This is a genomic window from Streptomyces lucensis JCM 4490 (assembly GCF_014650035.1).
GTDB lineage: Bacteria > Actinomycetota > Actinomycetes > Streptomycetales > Streptomycetaceae > Streptomyces > Streptomyces lucensis.
This window is the reverse complement of the sequence record NZ_BMUE01000002.1, coordinates 129,019-154,122: the sequence shown is the minus strand read 5'-3', so window position 1 is coordinate 154,122 and position 25,104 is coordinate 129,019. Positions and strand designations below refer to the sequence as shown.

25 protein-coding genes, 1 tRNA gene, 1 pseudogene and 1 riboswitch are annotated in these 25,104 nt (G+C 70.9%); of the genes and pseudogenes, 16 read left to right on the top strand and 11 right to left on the bottom strand.

Features of this window, described 5'->3' with window-relative positions; all coding sequences use genetic code 11:
* Positions 1-6: 6 nt before the first annotated feature.
* Positions 7-1,710, bottom strand: a complete 1,704-nt coding sequence (locus IE177_RS04860) for a protein kinase domain-containing protein (protein ID WP_190013484.1) — start codon at positions 1,708-1,710, stop codon at positions 7-9.
* Here IE177_RS04860 and IE177_RS04855 point away from each other — a divergent pair.
* The 8 genes from IE177_RS04855 (at position 1,709) to IE177_RS04820 (ending at position 8,891) form a co-directional block, all read left to right on the top strand.
* Complete coding sequence (locus IE177_RS04855; protein ID WP_190013483.1) at positions 1,709-2,740, top strand: SEC-C domain-containing protein; 1,032 nt, start codon at positions 1,709-1,711, stop codon at positions 2,738-2,740. The genes IE177_RS04860 and IE177_RS04855 overlap by 2 nt on opposite strands.
* Before the next feature lie 43 nt (positions 2,741-2,783).
* Positions 2,784-3,227, top strand: coding sequence for a DUF3592 domain-containing protein (locus tag IE177_RS04850; protein WP_190013482.1), 444 nt, complete (start codon positions 2,784-2,786; stop codon positions 3,225-3,227).
* Between the two features lie 135 nt (positions 3,228-3,362).
* A complete protein-coding gene (locus IE177_RS04845; RefSeq protein ID WP_190013481.1) occupies positions 3,363-6,527 on the top strand; it encodes a DEAD/DEAH box helicase in 3,165 nt (1,054 codons plus the stop codon).
* 12 nt (positions 6,528-6,539) lie between these two features.
* Positions 6,540-6,791 carry a Scr1 family TA system antitoxin-like transcriptional regulator gene (locus tag IE177_RS04840; protein WP_229815900.1) on the top strand — a complete coding sequence of 84 codons (252 nt, stop codon included), beginning with the start codon at positions 6,540-6,542 and terminating at the stop codon, positions 6,789-6,791.
* Positions 6,791-6,994: a DUF397 domain-containing protein gene (locus tag IE177_RS04835; RefSeq protein ID WP_190013480.1), complete on the top strand. Its 204-nt coding sequence runs from the start codon at positions 6,791-6,793 to the stop codon at positions 6,992-6,994. Before IE177_RS04840 ends, IE177_RS04835 begins: the two co-directional genes overlap by 1 nt.
* A gap of 244 nt (positions 6,995-7,238) precedes the next feature.
* Positions 7,239-7,607 carry a hypothetical protein gene (locus IE177_RS04830; RefSeq protein ID WP_190013479.1) on the top strand — a complete coding sequence of 123 codons (369 nt, stop codon included), beginning with the start codon at positions 7,239-7,241 and terminating at the stop codon, positions 7,605-7,607.
* Positions 7,608-7,687: 80 nt separating this feature from the next.
* Positions 7,688-8,230, top strand: coding sequence for a GNAT family N-acetyltransferase (locus tag IE177_RS04825; protein ID WP_190013478.1), 543 nt, complete (start codon positions 7,688-7,690; stop codon positions 8,228-8,230).
* A gap of 118 nt (positions 8,231-8,348) precedes the next feature.
* On the top strand, positions 8,349-8,891 hold the full coding sequence (locus tag IE177_RS04820; RefSeq protein ID WP_190013477.1) for an MOSC domain-containing protein: 543 nt from the start codon (positions 8,349-8,351) through the stop codon (positions 8,889-8,891).
* Positions 8,892-8,982: 91 nt separating this feature from the next.
* Here IE177_RS04820 and IE177_RS04815 read toward each other — a convergent pair whose 3' ends face one another.
* The gene (locus tag IE177_RS04815; protein WP_190013476.1) at positions 8,983-9,555 is read right to left on the bottom strand and encodes a DUF2267 domain-containing protein; all 573 of its coding nucleotides are present in this window, start codon (positions 9,553-9,555) and stop codon (positions 8,983-8,985) included.
* A 251-nt stretch (positions 9,556-9,806) separates the two neighbouring features.
* On the bottom strand, positions 9,807-10,232 hold the full coding sequence (locus IE177_RS04810; RefSeq protein ID WP_190013475.1) for an Hsp20/alpha crystallin family protein: 426 nt from the start codon (positions 10,230-10,232) through the stop codon (positions 9,807-9,809).
* A 205-nt stretch (positions 10,233-10,437) separates the two neighbouring features.
* Between IE177_RS04810 and IE177_RS04805 the strand changes: the two genes are divergently transcribed.
* Complete coding sequence (locus tag IE177_RS04805) at positions 10,438-10,746, top strand: hypothetical protein (protein ID WP_190013474.1); 309 nt, start codon at positions 10,438-10,440, stop codon at positions 10,744-10,746.
* A gap of 25 nt (positions 10,747-10,771) precedes the next feature.
* On the opposite strand, the gene IE177_RS04800 is transcribed toward IE177_RS04805, so the two are convergent.
* On the bottom strand, positions 10,772-11,719 hold the full coding sequence (locus IE177_RS04800; RefSeq protein WP_190013473.1) for a GlxA family transcriptional regulator: 948 nt from the start codon (positions 11,717-11,719) through the stop codon (positions 10,772-10,774).
* Positions 11,720-11,924: 205 nt separating this feature from the next.
* Here IE177_RS04800 and IE177_RS04795 point away from each other — a divergent pair, with 205 nt between their 5' ends.
* Positions 11,925-12,419, top strand: a complete 495-nt coding sequence (locus tag IE177_RS04795; protein WP_190013472.1) for a DUF2269 family protein — start codon at positions 11,925-11,927, stop codon at positions 12,417-12,419.
* Positions 12,420-12,494: 75 nt separating this feature from the next.
* Here IE177_RS04795 and IE177_RS04790 read toward each other — a convergent pair whose 3' ends face one another.
* Positions 12,495-14,060, bottom strand: a complete 1,566-nt coding sequence (locus tag IE177_RS04790; RefSeq protein ID WP_190013471.1) for an MFS transporter — start codon at positions 14,058-14,060, stop codon at positions 12,495-12,497.
* Between the two features lie 62 nt (positions 14,061-14,122).
* Positions 14,123-15,481 (bottom strand): DUF445 domain-containing protein, encoded by a 1,359-nt coding sequence (locus tag IE177_RS04785; RefSeq protein ID WP_190013470.1) that lies wholly within the window; start codon positions 15,479-15,481, stop codon positions 14,123-14,125.
* Positions 15,482-15,647: 166 nt separating this feature from the next.
* Between IE177_RS04785 and IE177_RS04780 the strand changes: the two genes are divergently transcribed.
* Both IE177_RS04780 and rdgB read left to right on the top strand, forming a co-directional pair.
* Positions 15,648-17,036 (top strand): SGNH/GDSL hydrolase family protein, encoded by a 1,389-nt coding sequence (locus IE177_RS04780; RefSeq protein ID WP_373305023.1) that lies wholly within the window; start codon positions 15,648-15,650, stop codon positions 17,034-17,036.
* Positions 17,037-17,082: 46 nt separating this feature from the next.
* On the top strand, positions 17,083-17,685 hold the full coding sequence (rdgB, locus tag IE177_RS04775; RefSeq protein WP_190013468.1) for an RdgB/HAM1 family non-canonical purine NTP pyrophosphatase: 603 nt from the start codon (positions 17,083-17,085) through the stop codon (positions 17,683-17,685).
* A 41-nt stretch (positions 17,686-17,726) separates the two neighbouring features.
* On the opposite strand, the gene IE177_RS04770 is transcribed toward rdgB, so the two are convergent.
* The 4 genes and pseudogenes from IE177_RS04770 to bcp all read right to left on the bottom strand — a co-directional run bounded on the left by IE177_RS04770 (position 17,727) and on the right by bcp (position 19,077).
* Positions 17,727-17,810 (bottom strand) — tRNA-Leu (locus IE177_RS04770).
* A gap of 20 nt (positions 17,811-17,830) precedes the next feature.
* A complete protein-coding gene (locus IE177_RS04765; RefSeq protein WP_190013467.1) occupies positions 17,831-18,313 on the bottom strand; it encodes an HNH endonuclease in 483 nt (160 codons plus the stop codon).
* A pseudogene (locus IE177_RS04760) lies at positions 18,310-18,486 on the bottom strand (HNH endonuclease); the annotation flags it as partial. The pseudogene IE177_RS04760 and the gene IE177_RS04765, both read right to left, overlap by 4 nt.
* A 123-nt stretch (positions 18,487-18,609) precedes the next feature.
* Complete coding sequence (gene bcp, locus IE177_RS04755; RefSeq protein ID WP_190013466.1) at positions 18,610-19,077, bottom strand: thioredoxin-dependent thiol peroxidase; 468 nt, start codon at positions 19,075-19,077, stop codon at positions 18,610-18,612.
* Between the two features lie 93 nt (positions 19,078-19,170).
* On the opposite strand from bcp, the gene IE177_RS04750 reads away from it, so the two are divergent.
* The 3 genes from IE177_RS04750 (at position 19,171) to sugE (ending at position 20,414) form a co-directional block, all read left to right on the top strand.
* Positions 19,171-19,500, top strand: coding sequence for a DUF3618 domain-containing protein (locus IE177_RS04750; RefSeq protein WP_190013465.1), 330 nt, complete (start codon positions 19,171-19,173; stop codon positions 19,498-19,500).
* Positions 19,501-19,543: 43 nt separating this feature from the next.
* On the top strand, positions 19,544-19,903 hold the full coding sequence (locus IE177_RS04745) for a GroES family chaperonin (protein WP_190013464.1): 360 nt from the start codon (positions 19,544-19,546) through the stop codon (positions 19,901-19,903).
* 88 nt (positions 19,904-19,991) lie between these two features.
* Positions 19,992-20,054, top strand: a riboswitch (guanidine-III (ykkC-III) riboswitch).
* A 39-nt stretch (positions 20,055-20,093) separates the two neighbouring features.
* Positions 20,094-20,414 (top strand): quaternary ammonium compound efflux SMR transporter SugE, encoded by a 321-nt coding sequence (sugE, locus tag IE177_RS04740; RefSeq protein WP_190013463.1) that lies wholly within the window; start codon positions 20,094-20,096, stop codon positions 20,412-20,414.
* Here sugE and IE177_RS04735 read toward each other — a convergent pair.
* A complete protein-coding gene (locus IE177_RS04735; RefSeq protein WP_373305043.1) occupies positions 20,408-23,269 on the bottom strand; it encodes a transglycosylase domain-containing protein in 2,862 nt (953 codons plus the stop codon). The two genes, sugE and IE177_RS04735, sit on opposite strands and share 7 nt — an antisense overlap.
* Before the next feature lie 1,002 nt (positions 23,270-24,271).
* Here IE177_RS04735 and IE177_RS04730 point away from each other — a divergent pair.
* A complete protein-coding gene (locus IE177_RS04730) occupies positions 24,272-25,072 on the top strand; it encodes an ABC transporter permease (protein WP_190013462.1) in 801 nt (266 codons plus the stop codon).
* Positions 25,073-25,104 lie beyond the last annotated feature (32 nt).

The window sequence follows — 25,104 nt, the reverse complement described above, 5'->3', positions numbered from 1 at the left end:
CGCTTCCTACGTCCCCCAGGCCTCACCGGCTCGCTTGCCCCGGGCGTACCGGGCGAGGGCGTCGTCGAGCGCGGCCCGCTGCTGTTCCGTCATGGGCCCGAGGACGCAGACGGGGAGCATCCCATCCCGTTTCATCGCACGCCGCGGGAACGGCCACCCTGCCGGACGGTACCGGTCCAGATCCCTGCGTTTGTCGCCCTTCAGGAACTTGACGTAGAGGCCGGCGTTGCACCAGTTGCCGGCGTCATTGGTGACTTCCTCGGTGGCATACGTCTGCACCTGGTTCCATCGGTACTCGCGACTGTCGGGTCCGTGAGTGGTCCTGATGCCCGGCGGCCCGATCTGGAGCGTCCAGGGGGACGTGACGCGCGGAAACTGGCAGGCGGCCTGCACGAGGAGCATGAGAAGGCTGAAGACGCCGATGACGCCAAACACCACGAGCATGGCCATCCATCCGTTGCCGGGCTCGTCGGACAGCGTCTCACCGGGCTTCAGGATCACCGGGACGAGGGCGCCCGCCAGCCCCACTGCCAACGCGATCCCGAGCCCGATGGCCGCCCGCCGCACCTTCCGGGAGTCGGCGTATGCCGACAGAGGCTCCTCCCCGGTCCAGGAAACGGTGAACGGCCCGCCCCGGTCGAGCGGTTGCCGCGTGCCGTCCGCGCGACGCGTGCGCGGCGGCTGCACCCTCGTGGGGGGCAGGTCCGACGTGCCCTCTTCCGACGGTCCGAGAGCGGCACGTAACTCCCGCAGCCGTTCCCGGACGAGCCGCGCCGACGCGGGACGTCGCCGCGGATCGCGGTGCAGAAGCTCGGCGACCAGGTCGGCGACCGCGGGCGGCAGGCCGGGGCGGAGCGCATCGGCGCGTGGCGCCTCCTCGTCCAGTTTGCGCCGCATGACCGCGAGGCCGTTGTGGCCGGTGAAGGGCGGCTGACCGGTGAGCAGGGCGAACAGCACCCCGCCGAGCGCGTACAGGTCGGAGCGTTCGTCACCGCGCTCGGTGAGGAACTGTTCCGGGGCGCCGTACTCCGGGGTGCCCGCCGGCGTCAGCTGAGAGGAACGCGCCAGGGTGAACGCGCTCTGGACGAACCCCGCGATCCCGAAGTCGACGACCTTCACCTGCCCGTCCGGGGTGAGCATCACGTTGTGCGGCTTGATGTCGTAGTGGATGACGCGGGCCTGATGTGCCGCCACCAGCGCCGTGCAGATGCCTTCGGCGATCTCAAGGGCGCGCCCCAGGGGCACGGGACTCTCGGCATGGATGTACTCGCTGAGCGTCAGCCCCTCGACCTTCTCCATCACCAGGAACAGCAGGTCCTCGTGGACGCCCCGGTCGTACAGGGCGACCACGTTGGGGTGGTTGACCTGCGCGGCGGCCACCGCCTCGCGCTCGAACCGCTGGGGCAGCTCCGGATGTACGGCGGCGTCGAGATCGAGCGACTTGAGCGCGACGTCACGGTGGAGAGTGCGATCCCGTGCGGCCCACACCTCCCCCATGCCGCCCCGGCCCAGCCGCTTCAGCAGTTCGTAACGCCCCGCTATCAGCTCACCGCGCTCCACACCCGCCTCCAGTGGTTCGGTGCCTGGTGTCAGAGTACGGTCGGCGGCCACCGCGGCACCGGCGAATGCCCACACCTTCTCCCCCCGGGAGGCGCCGGCCACCAGCGCATACTCCCTCCCGTCACCGCTCGGCAGTACGGTGTCCCCCATGCGCCCCGACACGCCTGCCGAGAACGTCGACCACACCGCCGAGGCGGCACGCCTGGAGCGGACCGCCGGACTGTACCCGGAGGACGCCGAGGCCCTGCTGCTGCGAGCCGCGGCCCACCTGGAACTGTCCGGCGACCGCCCCGCCGCCACCGCGCTCTACGACCGCCTGCTGTCCACCGCCGAAGGCCTGGCGAACCCCTCCCTGGTCCGCGCCCTGAAGGCGTCCAACCTCTGGGAGTACGACCACGAGGCCGAGGCCAGGGCGATCATCGACGGCATCCGCGCGACCGCACCGCGCGACCCGGCGCCCTGGGTGATCGTGGCCGAGGCCCTGGAGGCCCACGACGAGCTGGAGGCGGCGGAGGCGGCCTTCACGGAGGCGGCGACGCTCCTGCTCCCCGAGGGGACGGAACCCCCGCACCCCACCCATCCCCTCCTCTACGGCCGCCACCGCGTCCGCCGCATGCGGGGCCTGCCCCACGACGACTGGGACACCCTGGCGGACACCCTCCACACCTCCCCGATCACCCTGGACGAACTCCACGACCCCAAGCGCGTCTGGTCCCTGGGCTCGGAGAACCCGGCGGAGCTGGAGGCGGAGATCCAGCGCCTGCGCGCGGAACTGGGCGCCTACCGCGAGGCCCTGTCCCGCCCGTTCCCGGTCGCGGTCCTGCACTGGCCGGCCCCCGAACTCACGGAACTCCTGTCGGCGTACCCGGCCCTCTCCACGGAGTACGACTCCCACGAGTCCCACCTGTCGACGATAGAGGCGTCCCTGCGCGAACTGGCCTCCTCCGGCACCCCCAACCTGGGCATCGTGACGGGCACGGTCCCGTCCTACGAGGCCTTCGCGGCCTCGGAGGGCTCGTCCCCCGAGGACACCGCTCTGCTGCCGCAGTACGCGACGACGCTGGCGGCACGGGGGCGGGCGGTCGCGTGGCCGCCCCAGCGGGGGGCGGACTGCTGGTGCGGGGCGGGCCGCAGCTACGGCGACTGCCACGGAACGCCGCCCCCGGCGACAGCCGTCTGAGGAACTGGCCCACCGGAGCGAGGCGAAGGGGGCGAGACCTGCCATGTCCCAGCCCTGGCGCACCGCCCTTCTCCTCTTCTCCGCCTTCTGGACGTTCATCGGCGCCCACGGCACCCACGCCGCCCTGCGCGCCCGCCGGTCCCTGGCCCGGCTCGGTGCGCGGGGCGTCCGGACAAGGGGTGAGGTGGCCAACTCCCCCCGCCGCGTCGGCACGTCGTACCACCCACCCCAGATCCGCTACCAGGCCCCGCCCCTGGGCCACCCCGCGGCCCCCACCACGCAGACCTACCGCCAGGTGCCCCTGAACTGCGACTCCCCCAACGCCCTGTACCGCGGCACTCCGGTGATCCTGCGCTACGACCCGGAGGACCCGCGGCGCGCGGTGGTGATCCGCACAGCGAAGTCGTACTCGCCCACGGCGAACCTGGTGTGGTGCGTGTTCTCCATGGCCTTCGGGATCGGCCTGGGAGTCCTCTCACTACTGTGACCGGTCGGCGTCTCCTTGCCGAGTCCACCAGGCGGTAGGACACGTGCGCGGTCCACCCGGCTCAAGCTCTGTCAGTACCCCCTGCTACAACACATGTGCATCGCCCATCGACGTGGCCAACGGGGGTACGCGCGGATGTCCGGGAACCAGCGAACCACCTCCAGCCTGTCCGATGGGCTGTACGAACAGCTCATCACCCTGCGTCTCGCGCAGCAGTTGGAGGAGCTCGCCGGCGCCGGCTGGCATCCCGTGAGTGACACGGTGGGCCCCGAATCCGTACCGCACGTGCTCGCTAGGCACGTCGCGGGCACCGTTCAGCGCGTGCTGCAGAACGTCCCGGCCGGCGAGCGGGTCTACGCCGCCAACCACATCCTCGAGTCCATCAGCACGCTGGACGGTGCCCGGGAGTGGGTGGACCTCGTCGCCGAGGGGCCCCGCCAGTTGCTCGCCCTCACGCGGCAGGAGGCACCGGGCGTCTATGCCGTCCGGCCCGGTATCCCGCTCTCCGAGACGGCGCTCATCACCAACGCGCCCGAGGACCCGAGCCTCGGCTTCGAGCTGCGCGCCGAGCTTGCCACGGCTGACCGTGTCGACCTCATCTGCGCCTTCGTCAAGTGGCACGGCCTGCGGGTCATAGAGCATTCGCTGCGGGCGGCCCACGAGCGAGGCGTGCCGATCCGCGTCATCACGACTACCTACATCGGTGCGACCGAGCGGCGTGCCCTCGATCGGCTGGTCGAGGAGTTCAACGCCGAGGTCAAGGTCAACTACGAGACCCGGTCCACGCGACTCCATGCCAAGGCTTGGCTCTTCCGCCGCAGGAGCGGCTACGACACCGCCTATGTCGGCAGCTCCAACCTGTCCAAGACCGCGTTGCTCGACGGCTTGGAGTGGAACGTACGGCTGTCGTCCGTTGCCACACCGGACGTACTGCGCAAGTTCGAGGCCACCTTCGACGCGTACTGGAGTGACCCGTCCTTCGAGACGTACGACCCGGTCGCCGACGGCGACCGCTTGCAGGAGGCGTTGGCGATCGCGGGCGGATCGTCGTCGGCCACCGCCGCCGAACGCAGGATCACACTGTCCGGTCTCGAGGTACGGCCGTACCCGCATCAGCGCGACATGCTGGAGCGGCTGCAGGTCGAGCGGGCGGTACACGGCAGGCACCGCAACCTTCTCGTCGCCGCCACCGGCACCGGCAAGACGGTCATGGCTGCTCTCGACTACAAGGAACTGCGCAGGAAGCACGACCGTGACCTGCGGCTGCTGTTCGTCGCTCACCGCAAGGAAATACTGCAGCAGTCCCTTCGCACCTACCAGGACGTCCTGGTAGGTGCGCACTTCGGCGAGTCCCTCCACAGCGGTGAGATCCCGGAGCGCTGGACGCACGTGTTCGCCAGCGTGCAGTCCCTGAACGCGCGGGCTCTCGACCGGCTCGCACCCGATCACTTCGACGTGATCGTGATCGACGAGTTCCACCATGGGACGGCACCGACCTACCGGAAGATCCTGGACCACTTCGAACCGTTGGAGTTGCTGGGGCTCACGGCTACGCCGGAGCGCATGGACGGCAGGAACATCCAGGACGAGTTCTTCGATGGCCGGATCGCTGCCGAGATGCGGCTGTGGGAGGCGTTGGAGAACGACCTGCTCAGCCCCTTCCACTACTTCGGGATCAGCGACAACACCGATCTCAGCACCGTGGAGTGGAAGCGCGGGGCCTACGACCCCGGTTCGCTGAGCAACCAGCTGTCGAGCGACGTGAGGCGCGCGAAGCTGGTCGTGAAGGCAGTCAGGGAGAAGATCGTTGAACCCGGTGCCATGCGTGCGCTGGGCTTCTGCGTGTCGGTGCCGCACGCGCACTTCATGGCGGAAGCCTTCCGTACCGCCGGCCTCAACGCCGTCGCCCTGTCCGGTGAGACTCCCGCAGAGCAGCGCAAGCAGGCCCTGACCGACCTGAGATCAGGGGCGCTACAGGTGATCTTCTCGGTCGACCTCTTCAACGAAGGGCTCGACATCCCGGACGTGGACACGCTGCTCCTGCTCCGACCGACCTCCAGCGCCACCGTCTTCCTCCAGCAGCTCGGCCGGGGGCTCCGCCGTTCTGAGGACAAGGCGGTCCTCACGGTGCTGGACTTCATCGGACAGCACCGCAAGGAATTCCGCTTCGAGAACCAGTTCCGGGCGCTCACCAACCTGACCCGTAAGCGCCTCCTCGACAACATCGAGCACGACTTCCCCCAGCTGCCTTCCGGCTGCCAGATCATCCTTGAGGAGAAGGCGAAGAGAATCATCATCGCCAACATCAAGGAGCAGATCGGCGTCAACGTGACGGTGCTGGCCCGTGAGGTCGCTGACTACGCCGAGCCGAAACTCAGCCGCTACCTGTCCGAGAGCGGTCGCGAACTGAAGGAGCTGTATCGCGGCAACGGCAACTCCTGGACCGGCCTCCTCCGCCGCTCCGGTCTGCTCAAGGGTGACGCACCCGAGGGTGAGGCAGCGCTGCTCAAGCGCGTTGCTTCCTTCCTGCATGTGGACGACCCGCTGCGCGTAGCCGCCTACACCCGCATGCTGGAAGATGACGCCCCCGCGTACAGCGAGCTCGACGAGCAGGGGCAGGCATACGCTCGCATGCTCTTCTTCCAGCTGTGGCCGCTCGGTGGCGTTACGCGGAAGGGGTTCGCACGCTATGACGCCGGGTTCGCGATGCTGCGCAGGCACGACGCGGTGAGAAGCGAACTGCGTCAGGTACTCGAGTACAACCTCGCCCGCACGGAACACGTCCCCATCCCGCTCCTGGGAGTGGGCGGCCAGGCCGGCATCCCCCTCACCGTGCACGCTTCCTACACCCGCGAGGAAATCCTGCCCGCCCTCGGCCAGTCCGCCATCGGCGGCTTCATGCCGGGAGACTTCCGGGAAGGCGTGAGGTGGTGCGAGTCGGTGAGAACCGACGCGCTGCTCATCACCTTGGAGAAGGACGAGAAGGACTTCTCCCCACAGACCCGGTACCACGACTACGCCTTGAGCGAGTCCCTCTTCCACTGGGAGTCCCAGAACACGATCTCGGATACCTCGCCAACCGGCTTGCGTTACCAGCGCCACGCCACGGGGGGCAGCCACGTGCTGCTCTTCGTCCGCCGTCACAAGAACACGGACATAGGCGGCGCACAGCCGTGGATGCTGCTGGGTCCCGCCGAGTACGTGGAGCACACCGGGAGCAAGCCGATGGCGATCACGTGGAAGCTGAAGCACGAGATCCCTGCGGAGGTCTGGACATACTCGGCGATCGCAACCGGGTGACCCGTCACAGCGGTGCGCCGACGCTGGTGCGTCATCGATGCGGCTGCTCTACGGCGCCAGGTAGGAGGCCGTGACGTCATGCGTGAGCAGCTTCAGCACCTGCTCAATTTGTCGCAGCGCCCACTTGTCACGGTCCAGGTGCTGTCGTTCTCATCAGGGGCGCATACAGCGGCAGTTGGCGGCTTCGCCGTCCTACGGGGTCCGAAGGCACTCGACGCCGAGTCCTCGGCCGAGATCATTGACCGCATAAGCAAGGAGCTCTGATGACAGCACCCTCGGAACAGCAGTGGTTCAAGTCGTCCTACAGCGGCGGCAGCGGTACCGAGTGCGTCGAGTGCGCGTATGTCCGAGACCGCACTCTCGTACGCGATTCGAAGTGTCAGGGTGACTCCCCGATAGGCGTCCGGGCCCAGACCTGGCAGGCCTTCACACACGCTCTCAAGCGAGGCGACCTGGCGCTGCGCTGAGCCCCGGCTCCTCAGGCCACCCGGAGACGGTCGGGGTCTTGCGGGTGCGCCTTGAGGTCAGCTTCCCCCCAGCGAGGGGAGTGCCTGGACCCGCGTAGTCGAGCACGTTGGCGACGAGGTCACTGACGCACAGCAGGGCGGCTTCGGTCGGCTTGGCCAGACCCCAGTGAGCCAGTGGGACGCGCCAGCGGGGGGCGGGCGCGCCGCCTTGTCCGCCCTGATTCGACAGCAACATACTGTCGCGATGTCTGACCACGACAGCTGGATCGACCAGCTTCTATACCTTCCGCGTAACTACAAGCGGGGCTCGAAGAGCGTCCTGCAGTTACTTGACGAGACAGGCCTGCCTCACCCGTTGCCGACGGACTTGGCGCAACTCGTGGCCCACCGCCTGCGCCGTTCCCCTGAGCTGGTCGATGACTGGCAGCTCTACTCCTATGACAAGCGAGCGGGCGGCCCGCAGCCGTACCTGAAGGAGAGGGAGGTCGGAATCTACGACGACGATTTCCGAGACGTCGTCCACTACGACGACGCGGTCGACGCCTGCGCCGACTTCGTCGTCCGCGAGACCGAGCAACTGCTGCAGGTTGCCAGGGCTCGCAAGCGCCGATGACGCCGACAGGACACGTCAATGCCTCCACCCCGCCGGAAACTCAGGTGGTCCCACCGCACCGCATCGGTAACGTTGGCCGGGTGCCCGAGCTGAAGCAGCTGCATGCCGATCACGCCCCCGCGGTCCTGGCGTTCGAGTTGCAGAACCGTGCCTACTTCGCCGCCTCGATCTCCGACCGGGGTGACGACTACTTCAGCCGGTTCGCCGAGCGGTTCAGCGCGCTGCTGGCCGAGCAGGAGGCCGGTGTCTGCGCCTTCTACGTGCTCGTCGACGATGACGGCTCGGTGCTCGGCAGGTTCAACCTCGTGGACATCGAGGACCACACCGCGGAACTCGGCTACCGGGTCGCTGAGCGCGTCGCCGGGCGCGGCGTGGCGACCGCCAGAGTCGGGGAGCTGTGCCGGCTGGCTGCCGAGCGGCACGGGGTGCGGACGCTGCGGGCCGCTGCCGCCAGTGGGAACGTCGCCTCCCGGGCGGTACTGGTCAAGTCCGGGTTCGTGCCCGTCGGTCCGGCCGGTCCTGCCGATCTCGGCGGCAAGCACGGCACCTGGTACCAGCGTGAGCTGGTAGCCCCGCCCGAGGGGGCAGCGCCGTCGCCCGAGCTGGGCACGAGCGGTGCGTGATCGTCGGGCGACCTCTCACATGAGTTCTTCCCGAGGTCGGCCCAGACACGAGACCCCTGTGTAGTGCGGAAGTTACGCTCTGACTCTGTCCTGTTCAGCACAACGCGCGGGGGTTGGCATGGGTGCGGCAGTCACGGCCGTCAGCAGCAACGGGGAGTACTCCTTCTCCAAGCCCAACCGGGAGAGCATCACCCTGCTCACGGGGCTCGGGGTGGAGGGGGACGTGCACGCCGGGGTGACCGTCAAGCATCAGGTCCGGGTGAAGCAGGATCCGGCCAAGCCGAACCTGCGGCAGGTGCACCTCATCCACGAGGAGCTGTTCGAGGAGGTCGGCAAGGCCGGGTTCCAGGTGGTCGCCGGCGACCTCGGGGAGAACATCACCACCCGGGGGATCGACCTGATCGGGCTGCCGACCGGAGCCGTGCTGCGGATCGGGGACGAGGCCGTGGTCGAGGTGACCGGGGTGCGGTACCCGTGCGCGCAGATCGACGACTTCCAGTACGGGCTGCTGAAGGAGGTCGTGGGGCGCGACGAGGACGGGGAGGTCGTCTTCAAGAGCGGCATCATGGGGGTCGTGCTGGCCGGGGGCGTCGTACGGCCCGGGGACGCGATCGCGGTCGAGCTTCCGGAAGGGCCCTTCCGGCCGCTCGGGCGCGTCTGAGGACGGGCGGGGGCGGGCGCCGCTCCTCCGTCGTGCGGCGCCCTCTGCCCGTGACGCAGCGGCCACCCGCTCACCGGCCGCCAGCCGTGCGTCAGGCCGTCGGTGACAGTTCCGCTCGGCCGAAGAGGAGGGCGTAGCCCGGCGGGAGCTGGGACAGGACGCGGGCTGTCAGGGGCTCGCCGATGCGGTCCGCCAGCACGGTCAGGACCGAGCTGACGTCCCAGCGGGCCGTCGCGGGGGTCGAGCCCTCGATGCGGGCCGCCACCGACTCCACGAACTCCCGCGCCGTCAGCGCCTGCGCCGCGGGGATCTGGGACGCGATCACCCGGCCCGCCTCCCGTGGGAGGGCCTGCGCCAGGGCCACCCGTTCCTCGCCCGTGACGTGGCCGCCCAGCGCCGTCAGAACGGTGCGAGTCACCCGCTCCGCCTGCTCCCCGGTCGGATACAGGCCCACCTCGCGCACCGCGTCCGTCAGCTCCCGCCAGCCGGCGTCCTCGACCGCGGTCCCGGCCGCTGTCCCGGCCGCCGTCTCTGGCGTGGTCTCGGCCGCCGGGGTCTGGGTGGTACCGGGCCGCGGGACGCGCAGGGACGGGGACGAGGCGGGGATGGTGGCTCTCGGCTGCGAGGTCGTCGCGGTCGTCGGCTGCGGGGTCGTCACGGTCATCGGGGTGGCTCCTCCTCCGGGTCACTTCGGGACACCGGAAGCCCAGTACCCCGTAATGAAGCGGGCATGAGCGGGAGTTCGGCCAATGTGCGGCATGTGGTGTCATGCGGCACGTGTGGCCACAGTGCGGCACGTGTGGTCACATTCGTCGCTGTGCCGCGAGCGCGCCGCGGCGTCCCGGGCCCCGCTCGGGCCACGGGACGCGTGGCTGTGATCAGGGATGAGCAGGCAGCTGGTCGGCGGCGGTGCCGTCAGCCGCTGAGCTGCTTGCGGTCGCCGGTGCCGCCGCTGATCTCGATACGGCGCGGCTTGGCCTGTTCGGCCACCGGGATGCGCAGGGTCAGGACCCCGGCCTCGTACGACGCGTCGATGCGGTCCGTGTCGAGGGTCTCGCCGAGGAAGAGCTGGCGGGTGAAGGTGCCCGTCGGCCGCTCGGCGACCAGCAGCTCGGCGTCCTCGGGGGCGGGGCTGCGGCGTTCGGCGCGGATGTTGAGGACGTTGCGCTCGACGTCCAGCTCGATCGTCTCCGGGTCGATGCCCGGGAGGTCGAAGTGGACGAGGAAGTCGTCCCCTGAACGGTAGGCGTCCATCGGCATGGCGGACGGCCGGGCGGTGCTGCCCAGGACCTGCTGCGCGAGTCGGTCGAATTCGCGGAACGGGTCGGTACGCATGAGCATCACGGGTCACTCCTCTCCTCAGGAACCGGGGTGCGATGCCCTACTGCTTCTTATATAGCCCTCCGCCGGAAAGTTGACAAGCCCGGACTCAGGTTGAGTGATGCTCCTGCCGTGTGGTTAGCCTCGGAAGGCGTACGAACTGGATGTCGTCATCGAGTCGTCGACTGGATGACGTCATCGCAGGTACCTCACTGAGGAGGCACTCATGGCCAGCAGGGTTCCCAGCGCGGTCGTCGCCGCCACCGGTCTCGTCGGCGGCTACGGCGTCGCCCGCTGGACGAAGAAGCGGCAGCTCGGCGGCGCGGTCCTCGCCGTAGCGGGCGCCGCCGCCGCGCAGCAGTGGCGCAGACAGGCGGGCGGCAGGGCCGCGAGCGCGCTCACCGCCGCCTACGTCGCCGCGTTCGCCGGATCCCACCCGCTGGCCAAGAAGGTCGGCGCCTGGCCCTCCGTGTTCGGCGTCGCCGGCGCCGTCGCCCTCGCCTCCTGGGCCGTCGCCGACCGCAAGAGCGCCTGAGCAGCCCTCGCCCCGGCAGCAGCACCTACACCCCCGCCCGGAACGCCCTCCGGTACGCCTGCGGGCTCGTGCCCACCACCCTCCGGAAACGCTCCCGGAACGCCGTGGGCGAGCCGAAGCCGGCCTGCACGGCGATGCGGTCCACCGTGTGGGCCGTCGTCTCCAGCAGGTACTGCGCGCGCCGCACCCGCGCCCGGTGCAGCCACTGCAACGGCGTCGTACCGGCCTGTTCCCGGAAGCGGCGGTTGAGGGTGCGGGTGCTCACGCCCGCCCGCACGGCGATCTCCTCCAGGGTCAGGTCGCGGTCGCAGTGGTCCTCCAGCCAGCGCAGCAGCGGCTCCAGGGCCGCGCCGGCCGGCGCGGGAGGCAGGTCGTGCACGATGAACTGGGCCTGCCCTCCCTCCCGTTCCAGCGGCATCACCGACATCCGCGCCGCGTGCGCGGCGACCGCCGAGCCGAAGTCCCTGCGGATCATGTGCAGGCACACGTCCATCGCCGCCGCCGCGCCCGCCGAGGTGAGGAACTGGCCGTTGTCGACGTAGAGCACGTTGGGGTCGACGGTCACCTCCGGATGGCGCTCGGCCAGGTCCGCCGCCGCGATCCAGTGGGTCGTCGCCCGCAGGCCGTCCAGCAGGCCCGTCGCCGCGAACAGGAACGCGCCCACGCAGATCGAGGCGATCCGCGTACCGTTCGCCGCCGCCGCGCACAGGGCCTCCGCGACGCCCGGGGGCAGCACCTCCGGCGGGTCCGCCACCCCGGGCAGGATGATCGTGTCCGCCTCCGCGAGCGCGTCGAGGCCGTACGGCGCCCGCACCGTGAAGGCGCCCGCGCTCACCTCCTCCCGCACCGAACACACCCGCACCCGGTACGGCGCCCGGCCGTCCGGCAGCCGCGCCCAGCCGAAGGCGTCCACGGGGACGGAGAGGTCGAACGGGATGACGCCGTCCAGCGCCAGTACGGCCACGGTGTGCATGGCCAGATCGTAGGGCTACGACGGATCAGGGCAACGGCGGATCACGGCCGGGTGATGGCGCGCGGCGCTCGCCGGCCGGCCCTCACCAGCACCTCACCCGGCAAGTGACCGCATCCAGCACCCACACGCTCGCTGGCGAGAATCCGTCGGACCCTGGCAATCGCGCCACTTCTGCAAGATCCCCGCGGCCCCTACCGTCACCGGCGTGACCAAGTTCCTCCTCGCCGTCCACGTCATCGCCGCGATCGTCGCCGTCGGGCCCGTCACCGTCGCCGCGAGCATGTTCCCGCCCGCCGCGCGCCGGGCCCTCGCCGCGCCGGGCGACGCCGAAGCGGCCGGGACGCTCCGGCTGCTGCACCGCATCTGCCGGGTGTACGCCGTCGTCGGCGTCGTCGTCCCGGTCTTCGGGTTCGCCACCGCCGGTCAGATGGGCGTCCTGGGCAGCGCCTGGCTGATCGTGTCCATCGCGCTGACGGCCGCCGCCGGCCTCGTCCTCGCCGCCCTCGTACTGCCCGCCCAGAGCACGCTCGTCGAGGGCGCGCTCCCCGAGAGCCCCCGTGCAGCGGGCGCCCTCGGGGAGAACAGCGGAACAGTCCGGCACACCGCGCGGCTCGCGATGTACACCGGACTGTTCAACCTGCTGTGGGCCACCGTCACCGTGCTGATGATCGTCCGCCCCGGATCGACCACCGGGGCCTGATCACCGGCCCGGTCCGACCGGCACGCGGCCCGACCGGCACGCGACCGGACCCGCCCGAGGCCCGTCAGGGATCCGTCAGGGCCTGCTCGCCGCCGGCGGAGCCGCCGGACCCTGCGGGCCCCGCGGGCCCGGCGTGCCCTGCCTCCCGCCCGACGCCCGGCCCGGCCGCGCCGCCGCCTTCGCCCGGCTCGCCGCCGCCGTCAGCGGGCGGGCGATGTCCTCCAGCGACCGGCGCTCCGCCGGCACCGCGAGCACCGCCGCCACCAGACCCGCCACGCACATCAGCGCCGCACCGATCGAGAACGCCAGCACCGTGTCGCCCACCTTGCCCGTGCCCGTGAGATCGGCGAACAGCAGCGGCCCGCTGATACCGCCGGCCGCCGTGCCGAGGGCGTAGAAGAAGGCGATGGACATCGCCCGCGTCTCCATCGGGAAGATCTCCGACACCGTCAGGTACGCGCTGGAGGCACCCGCCGAAGCGAAGAACAGCACCGCGCACCAGCAGGCCGTCAGCGTGCCCGCGCTCAGCGAACCACGGTCGAACAGCCAGGCCGTCCCGAACAGCAGCACACCCGACAGCAGGTACGTCGAGGAGATCATCACCCGGCGTCCCACCGTGTCGAACAGCTTGCCCAGCAGCAGCGGACCGCAGAAGTTGCCGACCGCGATCACCGCGAAGTAGTAGCCCGTGTGATCGGCCGGCACGTCGAAGAACTTGGTCAGGATCGCGCCGAAACCGAAGGTGATCGCGTTGTACAGGAACGCCTGGCCGATGAACAGGGAGAAACCGAGCACCGCGCGCCTGCGGTACCGGCCGAACACCGTGCGCGCGATCTCCATGAAGCCCACGCTCTTGCGCTGGTGGATCTCCAGCTCACCGTGCGGCGCCGGAAGCGACTCGCCCCGCTCCGCCTCGACCTTCCGCTCGATACCGGCGACGATCTCCTCCGCCTCACCGTCCCTGCCGTGGATCAGCAGCCAGCGCGGGCTCTCCGGAACGTGCCGCCGCACCAGCAGGATCACCAGCGCGAGGAAGGCGCCCAGCGCGAACGTCAGCCGCCAGCCCACGTTCGCCGCCAGCAGGTCGGTGTCGAGCGCCACGATCGACAGCAGCGAACCGCCCACCGCACCCAGCCAGAAGCTGCCGTTGATCATCAGATCGACCCGGCCGCGGTAGTCCGCCGGGATCAGCTCGTCGATCGCGGAGTTGATCGCCGCGTACTCACCGCCGATGCCGAAACCCGTCAGGAACCGGAACAGGAAGAACCACCAGGCCTCCCACGACACCGCCGTCAGAGCCGTAGCCGCCAGATACACCGCCAGGGTGATCATGAACAGCTTCTTGCGGCCGAAGCGGTCCGTCAGCCGGCCCCAGAACAGCGCGCCCAGGCACGCGCCCGCCACGTACAGCGCCGCCGCGACACCGGTGATCTGCCCGGAACTGATGGCCAGGCCGCTGCCGGGCTCCGACAACCGGCTCGCGATGTTCCCGACGACCGTGACCTCCAGGCCGTCGAGGATCCACACGGTCCCCAACCCGATCACGATCGTCCAGTGCCAGCGCGACCAGGGCAGCCGGTCGAGCCGGGCGGGAATGTCAGTGGTGATGGTCCGGCCGCTCGCGGCCTCAGCTGTGGTCATGGACTCCCTCCTCGTCCTGAGGACGGGAGACCGGGTGCCCCCGGCTCGGCCGAATAGGCCGGTCAGGCCCCCACACCCCGCGACACCGCGAAGATCACCAGACCCGCCAGCGAACCCACCACCGTGCCATTGATCCGGATGAACTGCAGGTCACGGCCGATGTGCGCCTCGATCTTCCGCGTCGTGTGCTCGGCGTCCCAGCCCGCCACCGTGTCCGTGATCAGGGAGGTGATCTCACCGCGGTACGTCGTCACCACGTGCACCGCCGCACCCTGCACCCAGCTGTCGACCTTCCCCTGCACCTTCGGCTCCGACGCCATCCGCGCGCCCAGCGACAGCAACGCCGCCCGCACCCGCGACCGCAGCTCACTGCGCTCGTCCTCCGCCGCCGCCACGATCATCGACCGCACCGCCGTCCACACCGACACGATCAGGTCCTGCACCTCGCCCCGGCCCAGCACCTCACCCTTCAGCCGCTCCACCCGCGCCCGCACCTCCGAGTCGGACTGCAGATCGGAGGCGAAGTCCGTCAGGAACCGGTCCAGCGCCCCACGCGCCGGATGCGACGGCATGTCCCGCATCTCCGTCACGAACCGCAGCAACTCCTTGTAGACCCGCTCGCCCACCTTCCGGTCCACGAACCGCGGCGTCCAGCCCGGCGCACCCCCCTCCACGGCCACCATCACATCCGCCCGGTGCAGCACCAGCCAGTCGTGCGCGCGGCCCACCACCAGATCCACCGCCCGCCGGTGACCCCCGTCCGCGACCACCTTCTCCAGCATCTTGCCGAGCCCCGGCGCGATCTCCTGGGCGTTCGCCCGCCGCGTGATCGCCTCACCGACCACCGCCTGCACGTCCGAGTCCCGCAACACCGTCAGCGCGCCCCGCAACGCAGTCGCCAGCTCCGCCGTCACCCGCTCCGCGTGCTCCGGCTCCGCCAGCCACGCGCCCAGCCTGCTGCCGATGCCCACCGCCCGCAGCCGCTGCCGCACCACGTCCTCCGACAGGAAGTTCTCCCCCACGAACTCCCCCAGCGACACACCCAACTGGTCCTTCTTCGTCGGAATGATCGCCGTGTGCGGAATCGGCAGACCCAGCGGATGCCGGAACAACGCCGTCACCGCGAACCAGTCCGCGAGCGCGCCCACCATGCCCGCCTCCGCCGCCGCGGCCACGTACTCCGCCCACGCCCCCGCACCCTCGTGCGACGCCAGCTTCGCCAGCACGTAGACCAACGCCACGAACAACAACAGCCCGGTCGCCGTCAGCTTCATGCGCCGCACCCCGGCCCGGCGCTCCTCGTCCGCCGGGGTGAACGCCGTCATCGTCCGGTACGACGCCGCCCGCACCCCGGTGCCCGACGCCTGTGTATCCGTCTCCGTAGGTTCCATCAGCTCCACCCGCTCGGTGATCCCGAACACAATTGTCCCTTCCCGACCGGATTCCGGAACGGAACGGGCGGTCCCCGCGTCTGAGCGGACGGGAGTCCTGGGCAGGGCCCTGTCAGACATCCCCCACCCATGCCTCATCATGGGTGCAACGGATCGGAGCCCCGGGCTCCCATCTCCCGAGGAGAACGACAACAGCGTGACCAAGCGTCATGACGGGGCCGCGGGGCCCGCAGCGGAGCAGCCGGAAACCACGGCACCCGCGAAGCACGGCACCGTACTCGGTGCACTCGTCGCACTCGTCGTCGCACTGTCCACCGCCATATACCTCACCGTGGCGGCCGACGACGGCACCGACCGCACCACCTTCGCCGACAACCGCCCCCACCGCGACTCCGCCGCCGCCCCCGCCTCCACCGGCACCTGGGTCGGCTCCTGGGCCACCGCCCCCGTCGGCGGCGAACCCGGCACCGAAGCACGCGGCATGGCAGGCCAGTCCGTCCGCAACGTCGTCCACGCCGACACCGGCGGCACCGCCGCCCGCATCACCCTGTCCAACCTCTACGGACAGACCGCCCTCACCATCACCCACGCCTCCCTCGCCCTCGCCGCCGGCGACAACACCCCCGCCGCCGACCCGGCGACCATGCGACGCCTCACCTTCAACGGCAGCACCACCGCCGTCATCCCGGCCGGCCGACAGATCGTCAGCGACGCCGTACGCATCGCCCTCCCCCACGGCAGCGACGTCCTCGTCACCACCTACTCCCCCACCCCCTCCGGCCCCGTCACCTACCACCGCCACGCACGCCAGCTCTCCTACGCCGCCAACGGTGACCGCACCGAGGACGCCACCGGCATCCCCTACACCCAACAGACCACCTACTGGCGGTACCTGACGGGCCTGGACGTCCTCAGCCACGAAGCCGACGGCACCGTCGTCGTCTTCGGCGACTCCATCACCGACGGCGTCACCTCCACCATCGGCGCCAACCACCGCTGGCCCGACGTCCTCGCCGACCGCCTCCGCACCGCACTCGGCAGCGGACGCCAACTGCCGCGCTACAGCGTCGTCAACGAAGGCATCAGCGGCAACCAGGTCCTCGCCGACGGCCTCGGCCGCCCCGCCGAGAACCCCAGCGGCCTCGACCGCTTCGGCCGCGACGCCCTCTCCCGCACCAACGCCAAAGCCGTCGTCATAGACCTCGGCATCAACGACATCCTCCGCAACCCCAGGCTCGCCGACCCCGACCGCATCACCGCGGGCCTGCGCACCCTCGTCCGCCAGGCCCACGCCCACGGACTCAAGGTCGTCGGCGCCACCCTCATGCCCTTCGAAGGCCACCGCGGTGCCACCCCCGCCCGCGAAGCCGTACGCCAGCAGGTCAACGCCCAGATCCGTGCCGGCCAGGTCTACGACACCGTCGTCGACTTCGACAAGGCACTCCGCGACCCCTACGCCCCCCGCCGCCTGCGCCCCGAGTACGACTCCGGCGACCACCTGCACCCCAGCGACCTCGGCTTCGCCAAGATGGCCGAGACCTTCGACCTCACCACCCTCGAAGGCGCCGGCCAGGCCGAGCTGTAGCGGGCCGCACGGAACCACCACCACCCGGCGAGGAATACTGGCGGGCATGACCCGCCTGATCCTCGCCACCCGCAACACCGGAAAGATCACCGAACTCAGGGCGATCCTCGCCGAAGCAGGCCTGCCCCACGAACTCATCGGCGCCGACGCCTACCCCGACATCCCCGACGTCAAGGAAACCGGCGTCACCTTCGCCGAGAACGCCCTGCTCAAGGCCCACGCCCTGGCCCAGGCAACCGGCATCCCCGCCGTCGCCGACGACTCCGGCCTCTGCGTCGACGTCCTCGGCGGCGCCCCCGGCATCCTCTCCGCCCGCTGGGCCGGCCGCCACGGCGACGACCAGGCCAACCTCGACCTGCTGCTCGCCCAGCTCTCCGACATCGCGGAGGAACACCGCGGCGCCCACTTCGCCTGCGCGGCGGCCCTGGCCCTGCCGGACGGCACGGAACGAGTGGTCGAGGGCCGGCTCACGGGCACCCTGCGCCACGCCCCCGCGGGCACGAACGGCTTCGGCTACGACCCGATCCTCCAGCCCGACGGCCAGACCCGCACCTGCGCCGAACTGACCCCGGCCGAGAAGAACGCGATCAGCCACCGGGGCAAGGCGTTCCGGGCCCTGGTACCGGTGGTGCGGGAACTGCTGGGCTGAGACATGAAGAAGGGCCGTCCTTCCGGACGGCCCTCCACGCGTGCGGCCGGTGGGACTCGAACCCACACGGGATTTCTCCCACGGCGTTCTAAGCGCCGCTTGGCTGCCAGTTACAACACGGCCGCGTGCACGGCCATGGTACCGGTCACGCGGTGCTGGGCAGAGTGGTACGTCGTCCGCCTCCTCTGCACCAGGTGCTGGTGATCGCGTGGCAGTTCGGGCAGAGCAGCCGCAGGTTCTCCCGCCGGTCGTCGCTCCAGTCACCGTTGACGTGGTCGATCTCCAGCGTCATCGGCTCGCCGAGCCATTCCGCCCCGACGCCGCACTCGGCACATCGCTCCGGTACGCCGACCTCGGAAAGCGCTCGGCGCAGAAGATGCGTCCGCGTCCGGCGTCGGCCATCGTGCCGGACCAGGATGTGCTCGGCGGACCTCGTGCGGTCCACGTGTGTTCTGCCTCGCTGATGCGCCTGACCCAGGAAGTGCCCGGTCGAGATCCCCTCCTCGGCCACCCACCGGCGCAGAAGGGCACGCTGGGTGCCGGGGTCCGGGCGCCCGAGGCGCCGCAGCGTCTCGGCGATGGAGATCGACTCGGCAATCGCCGCACGCAGTTCCTCGGGCGCGTTCATGCGGCACGCCCTCCCGTGCGGGCCTTGCCGCGCCCACGGTAATTGTCGGTCGTGGAGTGGCAGTTGGGGCAGAGGAGCCGTAGGTTCTCGATCCGGTTGTCGCGCCGGTTGCCGTCGATGTGGTCGACCTCCAGCGGGAGCGGCCGGTCTCGCCACACCGGCTCCGTGCCGCACCTCGGGTCCCCGCGCGTTCGCGGCTCGTACGGAGTAACGAACCGGTTATCGGACAGTCACGCCCGGAAAGGGAACGGCCCGCGCCGGGAGGTTCCGGTGCGGGCCGTCGGCGGGGTGCGGGCTCAGATGCCCAGGTCCTTGATGATCTTGGCTACGTGGCCCGTGGCGCGGACGTTGTAGAGGGCGTGGGAGACCTTGCCCTCCTCGTCGACGACGATCGTGGAGCGGATGACGCCCAGGTAGGTCTTGCCGTAGTTCTTCTTCTCGCCGTAGGCGGCGTAGGCCTCGGTGACCCGCTTGTCGGGGTCGGCGAGGAGGGTGACCTTGAGGGACTCCTTCTCGCGGAACTTCGCCAGCTTCTCGGGGGCGTCCGGGGAGATGCCGATGACGTCGTAGCCGGCGGAGGCCAGGACCTCCAGGTTGTCGGTGAAGTCGCAGGCCTGCTTGGTGCAGCCTGGGGTCAGGGCGGCGGGGTAGAAGTAGACGATGACCTTGCGGCCCTTGTGGTCCGCCAGGGAGACCTCGTTGCCGTCGGCGTCGGGGAGGGTGAAGGCGGGGGCCACGTCCCCCGGCTGGAGTCGCTCGCTCATCGGGCCAGCGTAACCGGGGGGCCTTGCGGCGCGGCGCGGCGATGTGCTGACAGACTGTCCGGAACAGCATCAGGAGATTTCGGAGGCCGTACGGTGGCGGAGACGTCGGACACGAGAACCCCGGCGCAGATCGAGGCGGACATCAGGCGCCGCCGTGAAGTGCTGGCCGAGACGCTCGACGAGATCGGGGTACGCGTCCACCCGAAGACGATCGTGGGGGACGCGAAGGCGAAGGTGGTCGCGCAGGTCGATCACACGGTCGGGCGGGCGTACGTGCAGGTCAACCGCGCGGTGACCGAGGTGCGGGCGCAGTTCGTGGACGAGGACGGCGCGCTGCGGCTGGAGCGGGTCGTGCCGGTCGCGCTGGTGGCCGTGGGGGTCGTGGGGCTGCTCGCTCTCGGGGTCCGGCGGCGTGGGCGCTGACCCGGTCGGGTACGGACGGGTCCAGGACAGGTAGGTTCAGGGTGTGAGCGCCAAGAGAAACGAGCACAGCACCCCTCATCACGACAAGCTGCCCATTCGGATGCTGCATGACCGGGTGCTGGTCAAGCAGGAGACGGGTGAGGGCGAGCGGCGGTCGGGCGGGGGCATCCTGATTCCCGCCACCGCGGCGGTCGGGCGGCGGCTGGCGTGGGCCGAGGTCGTCGCGGTCGGTCAGAACGTGCGGACCGTGGAGCCGGGTGACCGGGTTCTGTTCGATCCGGAGGACCGGGCGGAGGTCGAGGTGCGTGGTGTGGCGTACGTGCTGATGCGGGAGCGTGATCTGCACGCCGTCGCGGCGGACCGGTTCGAGGGGTCGGAGGACTCCACGGGTCTGTACCTGTGATGCTTCCCGGTTTTCAGTAGATCGTCCTGCGTCCGAACGTCGGAGAGGGCCGGTGACCACGGTCACCGGCCCTCTTTGTCGTCTCTTTGCTATGTTCGGGGGCGAACCCGACGAGACGCGCCGTACCGGGTCAAGGCAAAGACGACGCGGCTGAGTGGACATCGGTCGTCGTTCGTCTTGGAGGTTCGCCGTGGCCTGGGTCGCGCTGGTCGTCGCCGGTCTGCTGGAAGTGGGCTGGTCGGTCGGGATGAAGTACAGCCACGGGTTCACCCGGCTCGTTCCGAGTGTGTTCACCGGGGTTGGCATCGTCGCGAGCATGGCGTTGTTGTCGTACGCCGCGAGGTCCCTGCCCATCGGTACCGCGTACGGCGTGTGGGTGGGTATCGGTGCGGCCGGTGCGGCGGTGCTCGGCATGGTGGTGCTGGGTGAGCCGGTCACCGCCGCCCGGGTGTTCTTCGTGTGTCTGCTGCTGGTCGCCGTCGTGGGGCTGAAGGCGACCGGCGGTCACTGACGCCGGCCGGTCAGCTGGGGGCCTCCGGGGCCTCCGGTGGCGGTGCCGCCTCCGGTGTCGGGGCCACCGCCGATGTCGCCGCCGGTCGTCGTCCCGCCTCCGGTGGCGTCGCCGCCCGTGGCCGTGCCGCCGCCGTCGGTGGTGGCGCCTCCGGTCGTGTCGCCGCCGGTGGTGGTGGCGCCTCCGGTGGTGTCGCCGCCCGTGGTGGTGGTTCCGCCGTCGGTGGTGGGACCGCCGTCGGTGGGCGTGCCGGTGGTGCCGCCGTCGGTGGGGGTGGCCGTGGGGCCGCCGTCGGTGGGCGTGCCGGTGGTGCCGCCGTCGTCCTGGCCGCCGGTGTCGGGCTCGGCCGTGCCGGTGGAGGTGGGCGGTTCCTGGGTCTGGTCGGCGCCCTGCTGGAGTTCGAGGTCGAAGTCGGTGGCCGGCTTGCCCTTGAGCGCGTCGCGCGTGTACTGGGCCCAGATCTGGGTGGGCGGGCCGCCGCCGTTCATGCGGGGCTGGCCGAGGGCGTAGTAGAGCGGCTTCTGCTTGGCGGTGACGGGGTCCTGGCCCATCACGGAGACGACGGTGGCGAGGTCGGGGGTGTAGCCGGCGAACCAGGCGGCCTTGTCCTCCTCGGCGGTGCCGGTCTTGCCGGCCGCCGGGCGGCCGGCGGCCTGTGCGGCGACGGCGGTGCCGTTGTCGACGACGCTCTGCAGGACGGTGGTGGTGGTGTCGGCCGCTTCGCGGCTGACGGCCTGCTTGACGGGCTGGTGGGGCAGCTCGATCGGCTGGGTGCCGTTCTTGGTGACCTTCTCGACCATCGTGTAGGTGCCGTGCTTGCCGTGGTTGGCGAGGGTGGCGTAGGCCTCGGCCATGTCCAGGACGCTGGCGGTGGCGGTGCCGAGGGCGATGGAGGGGTAGGGCTTGAGGTCGGGGGTGGCGGCGGGGACGCCGAGGTCGACGGCGGTCTGCTTGACCTTGGCGGGGCCGACGTCGACGGCCATCTGGGCGTACACGGCGTTCACCGACAGGTCGGTGGCCTTGCGGACGGTGATCTCGCCGTAGGACCTCTCGTCCTCGTTGGAGGGGGCGTAGGGGCCGCCGCTCCAGCCCTGGATGGGGCGCTGGCTGGTGCCGTCGTAGACGGTGTTCGGGGTGACGAGGCGGCCGTCCTGGGTGGTGGAGTTGTTCTCCACGGCGGAGGTGAACACGAACGGCTTGAAGGTGGAGCCGACCTGGTAGTCACCGCGGGTCGCGCCGTTGGTGTACTGCTTGACGTAGTCGATGCCGCCGTACATGGCGACGACCTTGCCGGTCTTGGGGTCGACGGAGGCGCCGCCGGCGCGGACGTACGTGTCGGCCTTGCGGTTCTTCTTGTCGAGCTTGGAGATCAGCTGGTCGTCGACGGCCTTGACGAAGGCGTTCTGCTTGTCCTTCTGGATGGTGGTGGTGATGCGGTAGCCGCCGGCCTGGAGCTGGTCGGCGGTGACGATGTCGTTGGCGATCAGGTAGTGCCGGACGGCGTCGACGAGGTAGCCGCGCTGGCCGGAGAGGCCGGCGGAGATCGTCTGTTCCTTGGGCATGGGGAACTTCAGGCCGGTGCGTTCGGACTTGCTGAGCCAGCCCTTGGTGACCATGCCGTCGAGGACGTAGTTCCAGCGGGCGAGGGCGGCCTTCTTGTTCTCGGGGTGGGCGATGACGTCGTACTCGCTGGGCGCGTTGACGAGGGCGGCGAGGTAGGCGGCGCGGGCGGGGTCGAGGTCGGCGGCGTCCTTGCCGTAGTAGGCCTGGGCGGCGGCCTGGATGCCGTAGGCGCTGCGGCCGAAGAAGCTGGTGTTGAGGTAGCCCTCGAGGATCTCGTCCTTGGTCTTCTGCTGGTCGAGCTTGATGGAGATGAAGAATTCCCTGGCCTTGCGGGTGACCGTCTGTTCCTGGCCGAGGTAGTAGTTCTTGACGTACTGCTGGGTGATCGTCGAGCCGGACTGCTTGCCCTTGCCGGTGACGGTGTTCCAGCCGGCGCGGATCATGGCCTTGGGGTCGACGGCGGACTCGGAGTAGAAGTCGCGGTCCTCGGCGGCCAGTACGGCGTGCTGGGCGGCCTTGGAGATCTGGGCGAGGCTGACGTTCTCGCGGTTGACCTGGCTGTCGCGGGTGTCGCGGGCGAGCTGGGAGCCGTCGGCGTAGAGGTAGACGTTGCTCTGCTTGGTGGCGAGGGCGTTGGCCGGCGGGATCTTGACCAGGGAGTAGCCGAGGACGAACAGGCCGACGATCAGCAGGATGCAGGTCACGAAGGTGCCGAGCACCATGCGCCAGGTGGGGATCAGGCGCCGCCAGCCGGTGCGCTTGGGGCGCTTGGGCTTCTTGCCCTTCTTGCCGTCGAGGGCGGTGCCGTCGGAGGCGGCGAGGGCGGTCGTCTCCTCGTCGGGGTCGGTGCTGGTTCCGGGGGCGGTGGTGCGGGCTGCGGTGGCGGCGGCTCCCGCGGGGGAGGCCTGGGCGGCGGTGGCGCCCGCGCCGGCGGCGCCGGCCGCGCGTGCGGCTCGGGCTGCCCGGGCGGCGCCGGGGCTGCCGACGGCGCTCGCGCCGGCGGCTCCCGCACCGGCGGCTCGGGCTGCTCCGGCTGCTCCTGTGGTCCGGTTCTGGGCTCCCGTACGGGGGCCGGGGGTGCGGGGGGTACGGCCGCCGGTGCCGGCCGGTGCCGCGGGGGAGGCCGCGGTCGCGTCGCGGGGGCCGTCGGGCTCGCCCTTGCGGGGTGCGGCGACGCGCCGGAGGACCTGCGTGGTCTCGGGCGCGCGGGTGTCGCCGGCCGCCTTGCCGGACGGGGAGGCCTTGGTGCCGTCGCCGCCCTTGCCGTCCTTGCCGTCCTCGGCCGGCGGGATGCGCCGGAGTACCTGGGTGCTCTCGGCCGACTGGGCGTCGTCGGCCTCGGCGGGGCGCTTGGCCGCGGCACCCGGGGCGGATGCGCCGCCGACGGCCGTGCGGGGGCCGGCGGGCGTCTTGGAGGAGGTGTCGCCGTCCGTCGTTCCGCGCTGGTCGGTACGGGCGTCGCGGGCCGCCTGGCGGGCCCGGGCCCGGGCGATGGACGTGGTGCGGTCCTGGCCCTGGGTGTCCTGGGCGGGGAGGCTCGGCGTGGCCGTGCCGCGGGAGCCGTCCCGCCGGTCGCTGCCGGTCCTCTTCGCGTCGGCGTCCTCGGCCGGCGCAGTGGTGCCCTGGACCTTCGGCTCCTTGGTGCCCGAGCTCTTCGGCGCCGTGCCCGCGGGCCGGGTGTTCCTGGTGTCCGCGCCCGCGCCGGACGTGCCCTTGGCGCCCGGCCTCTTCGGATCGGCGGCCCCGGGTGCGGCCCCCTCGGGCCCCGCGCCCTTGGACGCGGCCCTCCTGGCGTCCGTGCCCTCGGCCGGCGCCCGACCGGCATCCGGCCCCTTCGGCGCGGCCCCGGCCCCCTTGGGCGCGGCCCCCTCGGACCCGGCGCTCCCGCGGCCCGAGCCGGCGGCCGGCGCTTCGGCGCCCGCGTCCGCACCCGCGTCCGCGCCCTCGGCGGCGGCCGGCGCGGGCTTCCGCGTCCCCTTCCCCCTCTCGGTGGCCGTCTCTTCACGGCTCCGGGGGCCTGCGGGCCCGTCAGCCGGCAGCGGCTTGTCCGGTGCCACGCCTTCGTTCGGCTGCTGCGGCTCGTCGCTCATCTCGTGCACGGACTCCTGTTTCGCGTCGTACGTTCCCGTACGCCTCGTACGCTCTCTGCGCCCCCTGATTGAAGACTCTCGCACCTGGCGTTCCGTTCCCGGATTCCGGCACGCTTCCGGGGCGGGAAATGCGTGGCCGGTCGCCGGGCCGTCGGACTAGGCTCCTGCGCTTCGGTGTCGAGTTGTCCAGGGAGGTCGACTGGCGTGGGCGCGGGACGGTTGTACGCGGCCGTCGCGGTAGGGGGATTCAGACGGTACGCGACGTATCGGGCCGCCACGGCGGCAGGGGTGTTCACGAACACCGTGTTCGGGCTGATCCTCGTCTACTCGTACCGGGCGTTGTGGGACGAGAGGCCGCACCTGGGCGGGTGGGACCAGGCGCAGGTCGTGACGTACGTGTGGCTGGGGCAGGCGTTCTTGTCGACGCTCGCGATCGGCGGCGGGGGCGTCGAGGGCGAGCTGATGGAACGCATCCGTACGGGGGACGTGGCGATCGACCTGTACCGGCCCGCCGACCTGCAGTTGTGGTGGCTGGCCGCGGATCTGGGGCGGGCGTTCTTCCAGTTGCTGGGGCGGGGGCTGGTGCCGTTCGTCTTCGGTGCGCTGTGTTTCCCGGTGTACCTGCCGAGCGACGCCGGTACCTGGGTGGCGTTCTTCGTGGCCGTGCTGCTGGCGATGCTCGTCGGGTTCGGGATCCGGTTCCTGCTGGCGCTCAGTGCGTTCTGGCTGCTGGACGGGACGGGTGTGTCGCAGATCTCATGGCTCGCCGGGTACTTCTGCTCGGGCATGCTGCTTCCGCTGAACGTGTTCCCGGGGGCGCTGGGCGAGGTGGTGCGGGTGCTGCCGTGGTCGTCGCTGCTGCAGGCGCCGGCGCAGATCCTGCTGGGGGACGCGGATCCGTGGGGGACGTTCGTCTTCCAGGGGGCGTGGGCGGTGGCGCTGCTGGGTGCCGGGCGGCTGCTGCAGTCGGCGGCGACGCGGCGGGTGGTGGTCCAGGGTGGGTGAGCGGGGCCGGCCGGTGGCGGGGCTGCGCGCGT